The sequence below is a fragment of the Aquimarina litoralis genome, assembly GCF_039523995.1.
GTDB lineage: Bacteria > Bacteroidota > Bacteroidia > Flavobacteriales > Flavobacteriaceae > Aquimarina > Aquimarina litoralis.
Window position 1 is genome coordinate 37,303 of sequence record NZ_BAAAGE010000001.1, and the last position, 14,843, is coordinate 52,145.

14 protein-coding genes and 1 tRNA gene are annotated in these 14,843 nt (G+C 33.0%); 6 read left to right on the forward strand and 9 right to left on the reverse strand.

All coding sequences use genetic code 11. The features are described from left to right. Positions 1-12: 12 nt before the first annotated feature. Both ABD077_RS00055 and ABD077_RS00060 read left to right on the forward strand, forming a co-directional pair. On the forward strand, positions 13-1,104 hold the full coding sequence (locus ABD077_RS00055) for an N-acetyltransferase DgcN family protein (protein WP_343909282.1): 1,092 nt from the start codon (positions 13-15) through the stop codon (positions 1,102-1,104). Continuing rightward, positions 1,086-2,879, forward strand: coding sequence for an alanine racemase (locus tag ABD077_RS00060; protein ID WP_343909284.1), 1,794 nt, complete (start codon positions 1,086-1,088; stop codon positions 2,877-2,879). The genes ABD077_RS00055 and ABD077_RS00060 overlap by 19 nt, the downstream gene beginning before the upstream one ends. 76 nt (positions 2,880-2,955) lie before the next feature. Here the strand turns inward: ABD077_RS00060 and ABD077_RS00065 are convergent, their stop codons facing one another. From ABD077_RS00065 to ABD077_RS00100, 8 genes are all read right to left on the reverse strand, one after another. Then, positions 2,956-3,258 (reverse strand): co-chaperone GroES, encoded by a 303-nt coding sequence (locus ABD077_RS00065; RefSeq protein WP_299605912.1) that lies wholly within the window; start codon positions 3,256-3,258, stop codon positions 2,956-2,958. 22 nt (positions 3,259-3,280) lie between these two features. Next, positions 3,281-3,466 (reverse strand): hypothetical protein, encoded by a 186-nt coding sequence (locus tag ABD077_RS00070; RefSeq protein WP_343909288.1) that lies wholly within the window; start codon positions 3,464-3,466, stop codon positions 3,281-3,283. A gap of 17 nt (positions 3,467-3,483) precedes the next feature. After that, positions 3,484-4,521, reverse strand: coding sequence for a beta-1,6-N-acetylglucosaminyltransferase (locus ABD077_RS00075; RefSeq protein WP_343909290.1), 1,038 nt, complete (start codon positions 4,519-4,521; stop codon positions 3,484-3,486). 234 nt (positions 4,522-4,755) lie between these two features. After that, a complete protein-coding gene (locus ABD077_RS00080) occupies positions 4,756-5,106 on the reverse strand; it encodes a cupin domain-containing protein (protein WP_343909292.1) in 351 nt (116 codons plus the stop codon). 366 nt (positions 5,107-5,472) lie between these two features. Continuing rightward, positions 5,473-6,012 carry a helix-turn-helix domain-containing protein gene (locus tag ABD077_RS00085; RefSeq protein ID WP_299606361.1) on the reverse strand — a complete coding sequence of 180 codons (540 nt, stop codon included), beginning with the start codon at positions 6,010-6,012 and terminating at the stop codon, positions 5,473-5,475. Positions 6,013-6,097: 85 nt separating this feature from the next. After that, on the reverse strand, positions 6,098-6,445 hold the full coding sequence (locus ABD077_RS00090; protein ID WP_343909294.1) for a hypothetical protein: 348 nt from the start codon (positions 6,443-6,445) through the stop codon (positions 6,098-6,100). Positions 6,446-6,640: 195 nt separating this feature from the next. Beyond that, on the reverse strand, positions 6,641-6,889 hold the full coding sequence (locus tag ABD077_RS00095; protein WP_343909296.1) for a cold-shock protein: 249 nt from the start codon (positions 6,887-6,889) through the stop codon (positions 6,641-6,643). A gap of 1,467 nt (positions 6,890-8,356) precedes the next feature. Beyond that, positions 8,357-8,429, reverse strand: a tRNA-Met gene (locus ABD077_RS00100). A 322-nt stretch (positions 8,430-8,751) separates the two neighbouring features. On the opposite strand from ABD077_RS00100, the gene leuC reads away from it, so the two are divergent. The 4 genes from leuC to leuB all read left to right on the forward strand — a co-directional run bounded on the left by leuC (position 8,752) and on the right by leuB (position 13,645). Further along, positions 8,752-10,164 carry a 3-isopropylmalate dehydratase large subunit gene (gene leuC, locus ABD077_RS00105; RefSeq protein WP_343909298.1) on the forward strand — a complete coding sequence of 471 codons (1,413 nt, stop codon included), beginning with the start codon at positions 8,752-8,754 and terminating at the stop codon, positions 10,162-10,164. A 41-nt stretch (positions 10,165-10,205) separates the two neighbouring features. Beyond that, positions 10,206-10,802 carry a 3-isopropylmalate dehydratase small subunit gene (gene leuD, locus ABD077_RS00110; protein ID WP_343909300.1) on the forward strand — a complete coding sequence of 199 codons (597 nt, stop codon included), beginning with the start codon at positions 10,206-10,208 and terminating at the stop codon, positions 10,800-10,802. 138 nt (positions 10,803-10,940) lie between these two features. Beyond that, positions 10,941-12,464 (forward strand): alpha-isopropylmalate synthase regulatory domain-containing protein, encoded by a 1,524-nt coding sequence (locus tag ABD077_RS00115; RefSeq protein WP_343909302.1) that lies wholly within the window; start codon positions 10,941-10,943, stop codon positions 12,462-12,464. Between the two features lie 122 nt (positions 12,465-12,586). After that, positions 12,587-13,645 carry a 3-isopropylmalate dehydrogenase gene (gene leuB / locus ABD077_RS00120; RefSeq protein WP_343909304.1) on the forward strand — a complete coding sequence of 353 codons (1,059 nt, stop codon included), beginning with the start codon at positions 12,587-12,589 and terminating at the stop codon, positions 13,643-13,645. Between the two features lie 219 nt (positions 13,646-13,864). Here leuB and ABD077_RS00125 read toward each other — a convergent pair whose 3' ends face one another. Continuing rightward, positions 13,865-14,683 carry a dolichyl-phosphate beta-glucosyltransferase gene (locus ABD077_RS00125; RefSeq protein ID WP_343909306.1) on the reverse strand — a complete coding sequence of 273 codons (819 nt, stop codon included), beginning with the start codon at positions 14,681-14,683 and terminating at the stop codon, positions 13,865-13,867. Positions 14,684-14,843: the final 160 nt, after the last annotated feature.

A 14,843-nucleotide genomic window follows, 5' to 3' on the forward strand; every position in this document is an offset into this window, starting at 1 on the left:
ATCGCACAAATTATGAAAACATCAGCAATTGTCTATTGCGAAAATGAATTTGGCAAATTAGATGGTAAAGTCGCAAATGGTCTTGTCAGGCATTCTGGAAAGTATAAAATCGTTGGGATTATAGATAGCACTAAATCAGGTCTTGATGCCGGAGAGTATTTGGATGGAATTAAAAATGAGATACCAATATTCCAAAATTTTAATAAAGCGATTGAGATATTAGATAGCGTTCCAAAATACTTTATCTATGGGATTGCTCCACTCGCACCATTACTTAATAATGAAGAGAAAAAAGTTATTTACACAGCCATTAAATCTGGAATGCATATTGTAAATGGACTACCAGAGTTTCTTTCGGATGATCCAGTTTGTATAGAGCTTGCAAATAAATACAATGTATCTATTTTTGATGTAAGAAAACCACCTTCAAAAGAAAACCTTCATAATTTTACAGGGCAAATCAGAGACGTTCAAACTCCTGTCATAACAGTATTTGGTACAGATTGTGCGGTTGGTAAGCGAACTACAGCACTTAAGCTAGTAGAAGCCCTAAAGAAAATAGGTTTAAATGCGATCTTCATAACTACAGGTCAGACAGGAATACTTCAAGGTTCCAAATATGGTATTGCCATAGATGTACTAAGCTCTGGTTTTGCAACCGGAGAAGTTGAAAATGCTGTTCTGGAAGCAATCAAGGAACAACCCGATATTATTGTAGTGGAAGGACAAGGAGCACTGAGCCATCCGGCATTTACCTCTTCAAGTGCAATCCTAAGAGGTGCTATGCCTAAGGCTATTATCCTTCAACATCCACCAAAAAGACGTACTAGATGTGATTTTCCCAAAATTCCAATGCCAACACTTGAGAGTGAAATAAAAATGTTAGAAACCTTCACTGGGTCTAAGGTAATTGCAATCACAATTAATCACGAAGATATGAATGACGAAGAAGTTGAAAATATAATAAAGGCTTATGAAGTAAAATATCAATTACCTGTTACTGATGTCCTAAAAAACGACTGTGGTAAGTTGGTAGAAAAACTTCAAGAAATATTTCCTGATTTAAATCGTGTCAATCCACTACTATGCCAACCCCAAGAATAGATATTAATCTTAACAAAATTGCTCATAACGCTAAGGGTTTAAGTTCCCTTTTTCGGTCAAAAGGTATAGATATCATTGCTGTTACTAAAGGAGTTTGTGCGGATCCTCATATTGCTAATATTTTGGTAAAGAGCGGGATTAAAATTCTTGCTGACTCCAGAATATCAAATATCAAAAAAATGCGTATTGCTGGAGTCAAAGCAAATTTCCTGTTGATTAGAACTCCAATGATCAGTCAAACAGAATCAGTAGTATTAGATACTGATATGAGTTTAAACTCGGAATTATCTGTAATAAAAAAACTTTCAGAATATGCTATCCTACACCGTAAGATCCATAAAATTATACTAATGGTAGAATTAGGAGATTTACGTGAAGGAATATTACCATCACAATTGGAAAACACTATCAAAAAGGTACTGACTCTAAAAGGTATTAAACTTGAAGGTATAGGTACAAATCTTGCCTGCTTTTCTGGAGTTAAACCCACCGCGGAAAAAATGGACATACTATCCTCTATTGCTAATAGTATTGAGAAGAAGTTCAACATAAAGCTATCTATAATCTCAGGAGGGAACTCAGCTAATTATAATTGGTTTAATACTACAAAAGATTTAGGCAAGATTAATAATTTGAGACTCGGAGAGTCTATATTTTTAGGTTATGAACCTTTAACCGGAAAGCCGATTCCAAAACTTTATCAAGACGCCTTTATGTTGACAGCCGAGGTTATCGAACTGAAAAACAAATCATCAGTACCAGATGGCGAAATTGGTCTTAACGCTTTTGGTAACAAACCAAATTTTAAAGACCAAGGTATGATAAGGCGAGCTATTTTAGCAATAGGTGTTCAGGATGTAATGGTGACTGGATTAACCCCAAAATTAAATATTGAAATCCTAGGAGCGGGTGGGGATCACATTATAATCAATGCCAAAAAAGAAGACTTAAAAGTTGGAGACGAGGTGTCATTTACATTAAAATATGGAGCATTAGTTACCGCTATGAATTCACCCTATATTTTTAAAAACATCAAGACTCCAATAAGCGCAAAAGATTATTGTCTTGTAGTCGAAGAGAAAAATAGGTCGCACAAAAAGAAAGCAGCCATTATGACTATCAAAGATGATCTAAGCCCATTGATAAGTCTTCAGGATTCTAATTTTAATTTAATATTCGAAAAGTCCATTCAAAAAAACTATCGTTATTTAGTTAGAAAAGAGGTCTACGAAAAAATAGGTCGAATAAGTAAGCTTCTGGATGATCAGGACAAAAGGTTAATTATTAGATCTGCATGGAGATCATTTGAGCATCAGCAGAAACTATGGGAGCAAAAAGCAAGTTTTATGAAAAAGAAATATCCAAAAAAAAACGCAGAAGAAATTAATGAGCTAGTATCAAGGTTTATCGCCCCAAGAAAACAATCTACCCATTCAACTGGAGGCGCGGTTGATGCTTTGATTTATGATTTGCGAAAGAAATGTGTCCTGGATTTCGGAACTAACGATGGCCTACATATAGATTTAAATGAAAAATGTTACCCCAAACATCCTAGCATTAGTGAGGAAGCAAGGAAAAACCGTAAGCTACTTATGAAACTTTTCGAGAATGAAGATTTTGTGTGTGATCATAAAGAATATTGGCATTTTGACTATGGCAATATTGGTTGGGCAGTAGAAAAAAATAAAAAATATGCTCACTATGCCATTTTAGAAGAGTCTTATGTGCAATCAACTGTTTTTAAATACCCTGACAAAACTCCCTTTTATCTTTAGGATATACTGATTTGTTAATCTTCATATCTATACATAACTCATCATCTTAGTTTCAACATATATTTGTTAAATCTTTTTATATGAGTTCTAATCTGACTGGCCGAATAATGCCAAAGATATCTGACTCTTTCATAATAAGTGCATCAATTCCTTCAACCGTAATTTCTGTGCCCGAATATTTATCATATAATACGGCATCACCAATTTTTACGGTCATGGGTTCATCTTTCTTTCCCTTTCCGACGGCTAGTACGATACCTTTTTGAGATTTCTCCTTAGCAGTATCAGGTATAATGATACCTCCTTTTGATTTTTCTTCTGCGATGTCTGCTTTTACAAGCACCCTATCAGAAAGAGGTTGTATTTTAAATTTATGCATGATTATTTTTGTTAAGTATAATTCAATAGGTTTGTAATTCAGCAAAAAGTACTTCTAGCTCTGTTCTTGTTTTTTTAAGTTTAACAGCAAGATTATCATGCATTGCTTCTTTTTGTCCATCTTTAAAATCAAAATCCCCGTCCGATAGAAAAGAAAACCTTCGTTTTAGTATCACCTTTTGCTCCCTCCAACTTCTCGTAATATTCATTTTAGCCATTTTACTATTTATTTATTGCCATTAAGTTTTCTTAATTGAGTAGGCGGATTTATAATTGTTTCTGGGCTTAATACGACACTTTTTTTTGTATCCATATTAAGAGTTGGAATAAGGTTAAAATCTATATTAATAGAATTATTTAGTATTGGATCTGTTTTTATAGATTCTTCCAAAAAATCCAATACCAACACATCAATATTCTCATCAAATTCTCGGGCGAATAAGTTGTCTCCTTGCATCAAAAAGTCAATATCTGATCCAGTCAAAGTTTTAGGTTTCAATTTCATCCCTTCGTCAGACATCCATATAATAGCTCTTTTATCATCATTTACGATTGTTTCTTTGAATGAAGTATTCATTAGTACTGTTTGAAAAAATGATTCATCTGCCAACCATATATTGTGATAGAAATCTTCAAATTTTTTTACTTCAGGGTTATAGCAGATAAATTCACAGCAAGTCCTAGTCAAGATCATCCATTGCCCTCCTATATATGGGGTTACATTTTTCATGAAGGATCTTTGATAAGGTATGCCCGAAAAACCAATATCAGTTTCGTGAAAATAGTTTTCAATTCGATTCATCGTATCTGGGCGATCTCTAATCTGATTAGCAATCTTCATGAAGTTTTTACCGATGTTCTTGCCCAAAAAATCAAATATAAAATTGTTAGATTTCAAAGGAAAATCCTGATCGCTTAGATTAATAAAAAAATCCCATTTGAGGCAACGTTTTAAGAGATACTTCATTCCATTAATTTCAGACTGTACTCGACTGTATCCTCCACACACTACATTCTCACTTCTTAAAATATAAGCATTAGAATAATCTTCTAAAAAAGCTTTAATACCCTTTTTAGTAGAAGCATCGGATTCTTGATCAATATGGATTAAGTAGTGATTTCCTGGGTGATAAATTGTCTTAAATAATCGTCTGAATTGTTTAGGGAAACGATGTGCCAATATGAAGTAAGCAATCTTCGGTTTACTTTTCGGGATATTGAAATGAAAACTTTGCTTTTTTGCTATGTGTAATTTTTTTGTCATTTATATGTATGTCATTTAATTCTTAATTTTTATTATTTTTAACATTCATTGAACAAGCTCTCTTTCAAAAAATACTACTTCCTTTTTCTTAGGATCTTCAGCAAACGTACAATAGTATATTCGCCGGTAATATAACCGTACGACCAATTTGACTTCAGGGTTTACTTTGGCATAAACGGTATCGCCCGGTTTGAATTTACTTTCTTGCCTTTCCATATACCTTATTTTCAAATTTTAGATACTTACATCTTCATAACCACTTTTAATGATAATCGATATCATTTTAAATCGTTTATTTGCCATCACTATATTTATTGCATGAGCAGGGATAATAATTGCGTGACCTGTTTCAACAATTTTTGATTCTTCATTAATAATAATCTCAGCTTCCCCATCAATAATTTGAATAAAATTGTCAAAAGGAGAAGTTTTAAAAGTCAAGGCTTCTCCCTTATCAAATGATGATATGGCTACTATTCCCGTGTTTTTCTTTAGAATTGTTTTCATCACCACAGATCCAGGCACATAATCAATGGTATCAACCAATTTATACTTATAGGATTTTTCTAATTCTTTATTCTTCATAAAAGATATTATGGATGATTAATGTTAAATTAGAATACGTCAGCAACGATTTGTATTTACTAATTATTCCTCGCTCCGTTTCTCCTTTCTTTTTGCAGCTTTTGCAGCTCTCTTTTCTTTCAAACTTTTTACAGGTGCTTTTTTACCTAACTTAGATTTACCTTCTTTTCCTTTTGCCATGGTTTTTGTTTTTAGATAATGAATACCTCTTCATCTATAAAAAAGAGTTCGTTATGGATACGAAATTCAGTTAATTAATACTTTAATGTGTTACACTAGTTTAAGCCTACATTACATATATCACACTTTTCTGCAGTATCAAACATTTTGAACATCGAACAAGCTATATGAATTTATGTTTATTTATCATAAATCCTCTAGACTTTGTTTACGTTTTTCCTTCAGTTTTTTATAAAAAGTGGGTGTTAAACCTGTGATTTTTTTAAATTGATTAGATAAGTGAGCAACACTGCTATAATGAAGTTTATAAGCTATTTCTGTAAGATTTAGTTCATCATAAATAAGTAATTCTTTAACTTTTTCTATTTTGTGGATAATGATGAATTGCTGAATAGTAATTCCCTTCACTTCTGAAAATATATTTGCTAGATATGTGTAATTATAACCAACTTTTTCACTTATATAATCAGAATAATTAACTTTGGGAATTTCATTTGTATAATGAATCATTTCAACAATAACATTTCTTATCTTTTCAATTAGAATGCTTTTTTTATTTTCCATCAGTTCTAAGCCAGATTTACTTAGATTTTTCTTCAGTTCAAGGCGTTGGTCTTTAGTTATATCTTCCAAGAGCTCAACAACACCTAATTCTAAAACCAAATAATGCAATCCAAGTTTTTTTAACTCTTCTTTGACCATCAGTTTGCATCGTAAACTAACCATGTATTTTATGAATAGTTTTGTACTCATATTTGTAATCGTTTATATGTAAGGTATTTATTTATACGTTAGGAATTAGGATTTTATATCATTCTCGAAGATATTGTCCAGGTACAAGCTTTTGTAAGCGTAATATGGTTGACACTTCTCTACTCTTTTTTTTCTCAATAATTATATCCTTAGTAAACGAGATGATAAAATTTTCTCCAATATTTTTATCCGTATGCAATGGATATTTTTCAAGTATAACAGACAAAATTTCATTAAAAACCAATATCTCATCAAATCCAGATACGGTTTTATAACAAAACGAATAACCTCCTTTAATACGTCCTTGATACACTCCCTCTAGTTGTTCTATTCGATTTATTTCTTGGGAATAGCCAATGGTAAAAAAAATCAGTGCTATTAAGGAAAGTTTTATCTGTATTGTCATTTTTTTGTTTTTTGTACGGAGTTTTACTTTAGGAACATATTTTTAAGCATTCTCATACGATCACAACACCTCTATTATATTTGAGATTAGATATTAGATACTCAACATTTAAGTGTATTGTCAGTATAGGATATAAGACATAAAAAGCCATCTTCAATAGATGGCTTTTCAACATTTTTAGAGAGGTAGGACTTGTTATTTAATCAATTCAACATTGACTGCGTTCATTCCCTTTTGACCTCTTTCCATCGTAAATTTTACGTTATCGTTCTCACGAATTTCATCTATAATACCGCTTTGGTGTACAAAAATATCTTCATCAGAATCTTTGAGTTTAATAAAGCCAAATCCTTTGGCAGTATTGAAAAATTTTACTGTTCCTTCTTTCATTACTTTGTAATTATTATTTATTATTCTATTTAATGTTTGTTTTATAATATTCATTGTTCTTTAATTTATTATCTTAAAATTGTATCTGGATTCTATGTATGACTTGCATTTTTCCCAACTTTCGCAAAATTCTAATATGTCCATAATGGCTGAAAAAAATGTTCTTTTTGTATGATAGGGTATTTCATATTCATTAGCTGTATCGGAAGCAATACCAATATTAATGCTAAAAAAACCGCAAGTATTACGATATTTTTAAAGATCATGCTGTTATTTGTATGCTTGTCGATTTAATCTGTTTTGAAATAATTGTTCACCTTGTTTCTCAATGTTTTTGAAAACTCAGAGTTTGTTCTTTTTGAAAATTTTAGATTTTTGATACTATCAACTTTTTGTTTTGAGCCTATCCCCTTATAATTCGGAGATAACATATTAACGTAATATGGATGGAGAAACAAACAGGAATATTCAATTATGAAAACTTGTTCTACGTTGGAAACAATGCTAAAATCTACGTTGTTATCCTCAAAATTGTTTTTTGCACTATTGCCGAGAAAAAAAGAGAGCAATAAAAAAATAGTGAATCTGAAAAAACAAGATTAATTTGAAGCTTTACGAATTTTATCACCCTAAAGATACTTTTAATTTAGGTATTATCTACAAATCATATGTTAAATATTGATACTTTAAAAAGTGGTATCATATTGTAAGACATTATAAATGCATCCCAATATATCTGTTGACTTATCAAATTTCAGTTATATAATTTGATCATTTAAACTCAAAACCTTACTTCATATAAAGTTAAAAAAAATAATCTAAGTTTATCTGTAGAAGAAGAATTCCAAAAATAAGAATAGTGAAATATTAAACATGTAAAGTTCAAACACTCTTGAGACACCTATTAATTTACACTGCTTATTTTCCTGTACAATATTCAAATTACTCCTTTTCCAAATTGAAAAAACAGACATCAATCGGTTTTAACCATTTTTCAGAAACATCATCTTAGATTTTTATTCCAATATTATTTAAGCAAACCGAATACTAAATTATTAGAGTAAAAACTAATCTTTGCAAAATTTTATATCTCATAAAAAGTATAAAGTTCTCACATTTCGATTAACAAGAATATTTATGCTGTATTCAACTTTTGACCTTGATCCTTCTTGACCTTACAAACCATAATTTCAAACAATTTACATATTCTCAAGCAGTACTCTAATGAATACCTCCCCGAAGTTCGCAAAAAAACCATGTCCTATTCAAAAACAAAAATCTTAATCAGGAATAAAGAAACAGAACAACAAAACAAACTGATAAACAACAACTTAAATCATCAACTGAAAAAGCACATAAAATAAATCAACAGTACCCCACTTTAAAATGAGATCAATTTTAGATCTAAAAAGTAACACAAACCATGCTCCAAAACCATGCTCTATTGTTAAAAAATAGTTTTTACAACTCAAAAAAAGTCTAAAAATAAAAATAACCACTTCAAAATGAAGTGGTTACTAGTAGCGGGAGCAGGACTCGAACCTGCGACCTTCGGGTTATGAGCCCGACGAGCTGCCTACTGCTCTATCCCGCGCTATTGGACGGCAAATATACAACCTTTTTTAGCTTTACAAAGGATAATTAACAAAAAGTAACATTTTTTTTATCCTATCATTTCTTATAACCTGATTTTAAATCAAATACCAAAACAAAAAATATTGGTTTTTCCCAAAATCTCTATGTTTTTTATCAAATCATCTAAAATTTAAGCGAATTTTGAGATATGCTTAAAACTACTCCTTACTTTACCATTTTATTAGCTGATATCTTCCATAACTCGTAAATTTACCTCCTTTTTAACATTTTAATAACAAGATGCTAAATGCATCAATTGTATTGCAGAAAAGATCGTAAAAATGAGTAAGACATTATTTGATAAGGTATGGGATTCCCATGTAGTTCGTAAAATAGAAAATGGCCCCGATGTATTTTTTATTGATCGTCATTTCATTCATGAAGTAACTAGCCCAGTAGCATTTTTAGGATTAAAAAGTAGAGGAAACACAGTTTTATATCCAGAACGCACATTTGCAACCGCAGATCATAACACTCCAACTATTAATCAACATTTACCCGTAGAAGATCCGCTTTCTGCTAATCAACTAAAAGCTTTAGAAGAAAATGCTGCCGAATGGGGTATTTCACATTGGGGATTAGGACATAAAAAAAACGGAATTGTTCATGTAGTAGGTCCTGAAAACGGAATTACACTCCCAGGTGCTACTATTGTATGTGGAGATTCACACACCTCAACACACGGAGCTTTCGGAGCTATTGCCTTTGGAATAGGAACATCAGAGGTTGAAATGGTGCTATCTACACAATGTATCATGCAACCTAAACCTAAAAAAATGAGGATCAATATAAATGGTGATCTTGGTTTTGGGGTAACACCAAAAGATGTTGCTTTATATATAATTTCTCAGCTAACCACTTCTGGTGCCACAGGTTATTTTGTAGAATATGCGGGAGATGTTTTTAGAAATATGACCATGGAAGGTCGTATGACGGTTTGTAATCTTAGTATAGAAATGGGAGCAAGAGGTGGAATGGTAGCTCCTGATGACAAAACATTTGAATATATAAAGGACAAGCCACTAACTCCTAAAGGTGAAGCTTGGGATACTGCTATGGAATATTGGAAAACACTTCATACAGATGAGGATGCAGTCTTTGATAAAGAACTAACTTTTAATGGTGCGGATATAGAACCTATGATTACCTATGGTACTAATCCAGGAATGGGAATCGGAATTACCAATCATATTCCGGATGCATCTGCTGTAGAAGGAGGTGTTGCCACCTATAAAAAATCTTTAGGATATATGGATTTTAACGAGGGTGACGCTATGATTGGCAAACCTGTAGACTATGTATTCTTAGGAAGTTGTACCAACGGTAGAATCGAAGATTTTAGAGCCTTTGCTTCTATTGTAAAAGGAAAAAAGAAAGCAGAAAACATTACAGCCTGGTTAGTTCCAGGATCCCACGAAGTAGAAGACCTAATTAAAGAAGAAGGTTTACTAGATATTATAACAGAAGCTGGATTTACACTTAGAGAACCTGGATGTTCAGCTTGTTTAGCAATGAATGCGGATAAAATCCCTGCAGGAAAACTTGCTGTTAGCACCTCCAACAGAAATTTTGAAGGAAGACAAGGACCAGGATCCAGAACGTTATTAGCAAGTCCATTAGTGGCTGCTGCCACTGCAGTAACCGGAGTAGTAACAGATCCAAGAACACTTTTAAAAGAACAAGCATTAGCATAAACCGAATTCGAAATTCTTAATCGATATAATTCGCAATTAAAATGGCATACGATAAATTCAACATACTAACATCTACAGCGGTTCCATTACCAATAGAAAATGTAGATACAGATCAGATCATACCAGCTCGTTTCCTAAAAGCTACCGAACGTAAAGGTTTTGGAGATAACTTATTTAGAGACTGGAGATACCATAATGATGATACCCCTAAAGAAGATTTTGTATTAAATAATCCTACCTATAGTGGTAAAATACTAGTGGGTGGTAAAAACTTCGGTTCAGGGTCTTCCAGAGAACATGCTGCTTGGGCAGTTTATGACTATGGTTTTAGATGTGTAGTCTCTAGTTTCTTTGCAGATATTTTTAGAGGTAATTGTTTAAATATCGGAGTGTTACCCGTTCAGGTAAGTCCAGATTTTTTAGAACAAATCTTCAGTGCCATCGAAGCAGATCCTAAAACTGAAATAGAAGTAAGTTTACCAGAACAAACCATTACTATCAAAGCTACTGGAGCGTCAGAATCCTTTGAGATTAATAGTTACAAGAAAGAGAATATGCTTAATGGATATGATGATATTGACTATCTCACAAAAATGAAATCAGAGATTCAAGAATTTGCTGCTGCACGTCCTTTTTAATTAGAGTTTGGGCGTTCGAGCGGGCTATACGCTATATCTTTTTTTCTTATTGTGGAAACGTCTGAATACAAAATTAGATTTTTAGACCAGATGTAAAAAAGGATGCCGCTACTATCCCTAACGCAAAAGATGCTGAATATGAGTACACGATCGATCGAAATTATGGATACTACCCTCAGGGATGGAGAACAAACCTCTGGGATATCCTTTTCTGCTTCAGAAAAACTAACTATTGCGCGACTTTTGATAGAAGAATTAGGAGTGGATCGTATCGAAGTCGCTTCTGCTCGGGTATCAAAAGGCGAATTTGATGCGGTAAAAAATATCATCGATTGGGCAACTAACAACGGATACATTGATCAGGTAGAGATACTAACTTTTGTGGATGGTGGTAAATCTATCCAATGGATGAAAGATACTGGAGCTAAAGTTCAAAACCTATTGACCAAAGGATCTTTAAATCACCTTACGTATCAGTTAAAAAAAACTCCTGATGAACATTTTAAAGATATCGCAGAAGTTTTCAAAAAATCCAAAGAAGAAGGGATTACTACTAATGTATATCTAGAAGATTGGAGTAATGGAATGCGCAACTCTCCAGAATATGTATACAAATTTTTAGACTTTTTAGCTACACAACCTATAAAAAGAGTTTTATTACCGGATACATTGGGAGTCTTGATTCCTTCTGAAACAAACACTTATTTGTCGGCCTTAAGAAATAAATATCCTGATTTGCACTTTGATTTTCATGCCCACAATGATTATGATTTAGGGGTAGCCAATGCAATAGAAGGTGTAAAAGCTGGTGTTAATGGATTACACCTTACTATGAATGGTATGGGTGAACGAGCAGGAAATGCTCCATTAGCAAGTGTCGTTGCAGTGATTAACGATTATCTTCCTGAAGTGCATATTAACGTAAACGAATTAGCTTTATATAAGGTAAGTAAATTGGTAGAAACCTTTTCAGGATTTAAAATTCCAGCCAATAAACCTGTAGTTGGAGATAACGTGTTTACCCAAACAGCTGGAATCCATGCTGATGGCGATAATAAACATAATCTCTATTTTAATGATCTCATGCCAGAGCGTTTTGGACGAAAACGAAAATACGCCCTTGGTAAGACTTCTGGAAAAGCGAATATTGAAAAAAACCTTCAGGAACTTGGACTAAAACTAAGTCCAGAGGACATCAAGAAAGTAACACAGAGAATCATTAAACTAGGAGATAAAAAAGAGGTAGTGACTCAAGAGGATTTACCTTATATTATTTCCGATGTACTAGATAGTAACCTATACACGAAAAAGGTAAAAATCAAATCTTATGTTCTCAATCATGCAAAAGGCTTAAACCCTTCTGCTACATTAGCTATTAAATTGGAGGATGAGGTAATCGAAGAACATGCTCAGGGTGATGGTCAGTACGATGCTTTCATGAATGCTTTAGCTAAAGTATATCAACGAAAAAATAAAAAGCTTCCTAAATTGATTGATTATGCAGTAAGAATACCACCAGGAAGTAATTCTGATGCCTTATGTGAAACAGTAATTACCTGGAAAACCGAAAGCAAAGAATTTGCCACCAGAGGATTAGATTCAGATCAAACGGTTTCCGCAATAAAAGCAACAGAAAAAATGCTGAACATTATTGAATTATAATAATATATAAAACCAAATTGTCAGTCTGAGCTTGTCGAAGACGATTTGGAATCAGAATATAATACTTCGACAAGCTCAGTATGACATAGCTAGTAAATCACTATAAATTAGAATTAACAAAAATGGAATTAAATATCGCGCTACTTGCCGGAGATGGTATTGGACCCGAAGTAATCGATCAAGCTGTAAAAGTATGTGATGCCGTTGCAAAGAAATACGACCACAAAATTAACTGGACATCCGCATTAACGGGTGCAGCTGCTATTGATGCCGTAGGAGAACCTTATCCTAATGAAACCCATGAAATATGTACCAACGCAGATGCTGTACTGTTTGGAGCTATTGGTCATCCTAGATTTGATAATGATCCTTCAGCAAAAGTCCGCCCAGAACAAGGATTACTAAAAATGCGTCAAAAACTTGGATTATTCGCTAATGTACGTCCTACATTTACATTTCCGTCATTAATAGATAAATCTCCCTTAAAACAAGAACGTATAGAAGGAACTGATTTAGTTTTCTTACGTGAATTAACTAGCGGTATCTATTTTGGAAAAAGAGGAAGAGAAGACAATGGCGAGACAGCTTATGATACTTGTACGTATACCCGTGAAGAAGTAAAGCGATTAGCCAAAAAAGGGTTTGAAATGGCAATGGCTCGTAACAAAAAATTATGTTGTGTGGACAAGGCTAATGTATTAGAATCCTCTCGTTTGTGGAGAGAAACGGTACAAGCCATGGAAAAAGACTATCCAGAAGTGGAGGTTAGCTACGAGTTTGTAGATGCTGTAGCTATGAGATTAGTTCAATGGCCGAATTCTTATGATGTATTAATTACTGAAAATCTATTTGGAGATATTCTTACCGATGAAGCTTCTGTAATATCTGGATCTATGGGGTTAATGCCCTCTGCATCCCTTGGAGAAAAAACATCTTTATTCGAACCAATTCACGGATCTTATCCACAGGCCGCAGGAAAAGATATCGCCAATCCATTGGCTACCGTATTATCTGCTGCTATGATGTTTGAAACTGCTTTTGGGCTTCAGGAAGAAGCACAAGCTATTAAAAATGTTGTAGATAAGTCTCTAGAGGAAGGGATTGTTACCGAAGATTTAGCTGGTGATGCTAAAGCCTACAAAACTAGTGAAGTTGGAGATTGGTTGGTGAAACACATATAAATTACAAAACCAGCTAACCCGTTCCAAAAGTTAGCTGGTTTTCACTTTAACTATGCTTGCGGTAAAACTCTATTTCTTATTTACTTAACCCATTATTTACTAATATTCTACAAACAGTACCTTACCGCAACCTCAACTTATGTAATTTTCTATTTCATATATTGTAATTTTGTATTAGATAATTATTTCTCTTTTTTTATTCTTGATTATTGAAGAATACTATGCTGCAATTCGCTGCGTTGTATTTCCATATATTTCCAACAAAGGCTCATAAGTAATAGAAGGATTAATGGTAAATGTTGATATCACATTATAATTAAACCAAATCAAGATTAACCGATATGGAATTTCTAAAGAATCCTTCAACCCTAATTTAGAATCTTCCATATGCACCCATCTTTTTAGAGGCTGTTCATATATCGCTTTGGTTATTTTGGATTTTCCAAAATACCGTTTCATTCTAATAAACATTTCTACATCAAAAAGCCATTTACTCAAAAAGCTCTCGGTAAATAGAATAGGTACCAATTCTGCCTTGTAAACTTTTGCTCCACATTGTGTGTCGCTAATGGACAAACCCACGATCAAAACAATTAATATATTTATTACTTTAGAGATCAGCGCTCGTATCTTATCTTTTTCTATGGCTTTAGATGCATTTTTAGCTCTAGAACCAAATACAAAATTTAATTCATTATTTATTTCCAAAGTTTTTACTAAGTCACCAAAATCCTCAAAATCAGTAGAGAGATCAGCATCAATAAATCCTATATAATCTATATGATGATTGCTGTAAAAATATCTAGATCCTGATCTTACAGCGGCGGCTTTACCTCCGTTTTTTTTCATATCTATAATACTCACCTTAGATGGATTTGCTTCTTGTATTTCCTTTAACACATGGATGGTGTTGTCCTTACTTCCATCATTCACAAAACATAAATAATATTCATTCTCCTGTTGTACAAATTTGATAAACGCATTTTTATTTAATCTTTTTTCCTCGTTATAACATGGTATAATAATTCCAGTTTTCATGATACATTCTTTTGGGTTTTGATTCAAAAGTATGTTGAAGCGGCACCGAATATTGCACTATTTCGATCACTGAAAAAAAGCTATCGACGAATGGTTTTTGTCTAAAGACATACCACTCGTCGAATCCAAAAGCTTTATTGTATATTTAGTTTTAGCAAAC

Coding starts and splice junctions, on each gene's coding strand:
- ABD077_RS00055 (WP_343909282.1), top strand. CDS start 13: ATGAAAACATCAGCAATTGTCTATTGCGAAAATGAATTTGGCAAATTA.
- ABD077_RS00090 (WP_343909294.1), bottom strand. CDS start 6,445: ATGACAATACAGATAAAACTTTCCTTAATAGCACTGATTTTTTTTACC.
- ABD077_RS00080 (WP_343909292.1), bottom strand. CDS start 5,106: ATGAAGAATAAAGAATTAGAAAAATCCTATAAGTATAAATTGGTTGAT.
- ABD077_RS00075 (WP_343909290.1), bottom strand. CDS start 4,521: ATGACAAAAAAATTACACATAGCAAAAAAGCAAAGTTTTCATTTCAAT.
- ABD077_RS00125 (WP_343909306.1), bottom strand. CDS start 14,683: ATGAAAACTGGAATTATTATACCATGTTATAACGAGGAAAAAAGATTA.
- ABD077_RS00085 (WP_299606361.1), bottom strand. CDS start 6,012: ATGGTTAGTTTACGATGCAAACTGATGGTCAAAGAAGAGTTAAAAAAA.
- leuB (WP_343909304.1), top strand. CDS start 12,587: ATGGAATTAAATATCGCGCTACTTGCCGGAGATGGTATTGGACCCGAA.
- ABD077_RS00060 (WP_343909284.1), top strand. CDS start 1,086: ATGCCAACCCCAAGAATAGATATTAATCTTAACAAAATTGCTCATAAC.
- leuC (WP_343909298.1), top strand. CDS start 8,752: ATGAGTAAGACATTATTTGATAAGGTATGGGATTCCCATGTAGTTCGT.
- ABD077_RS00070 (WP_343909288.1), bottom strand. CDS start 3,466: ATGAATATTACGAGAAGTTGGAGGGAGCAAAAGGTGATACTAAAACGA.
- ABD077_RS00065 (WP_299605912.1), bottom strand. CDS start 3,258: ATGCATAAATTTAAAATACAACCTCTTTCTGATAGGGTGCTTGTAAAA.
- ABD077_RS00115 (WP_343909302.1), top strand. CDS start 10,941: ATGAGTACACGATCGATCGAAATTATGGATACTACCCTCAGGGATGGA.
- ABD077_RS00095 (WP_343909296.1), bottom strand. CDS start 6,889: ATGAATATTATAAAACAAACATTAAATAGAATAATAAATAATAATTAC.
- leuD (WP_343909300.1), top strand. CDS start 10,206: ATGGCATACGATAAATTCAACATACTAACATCTACAGCGGTTCCATTA.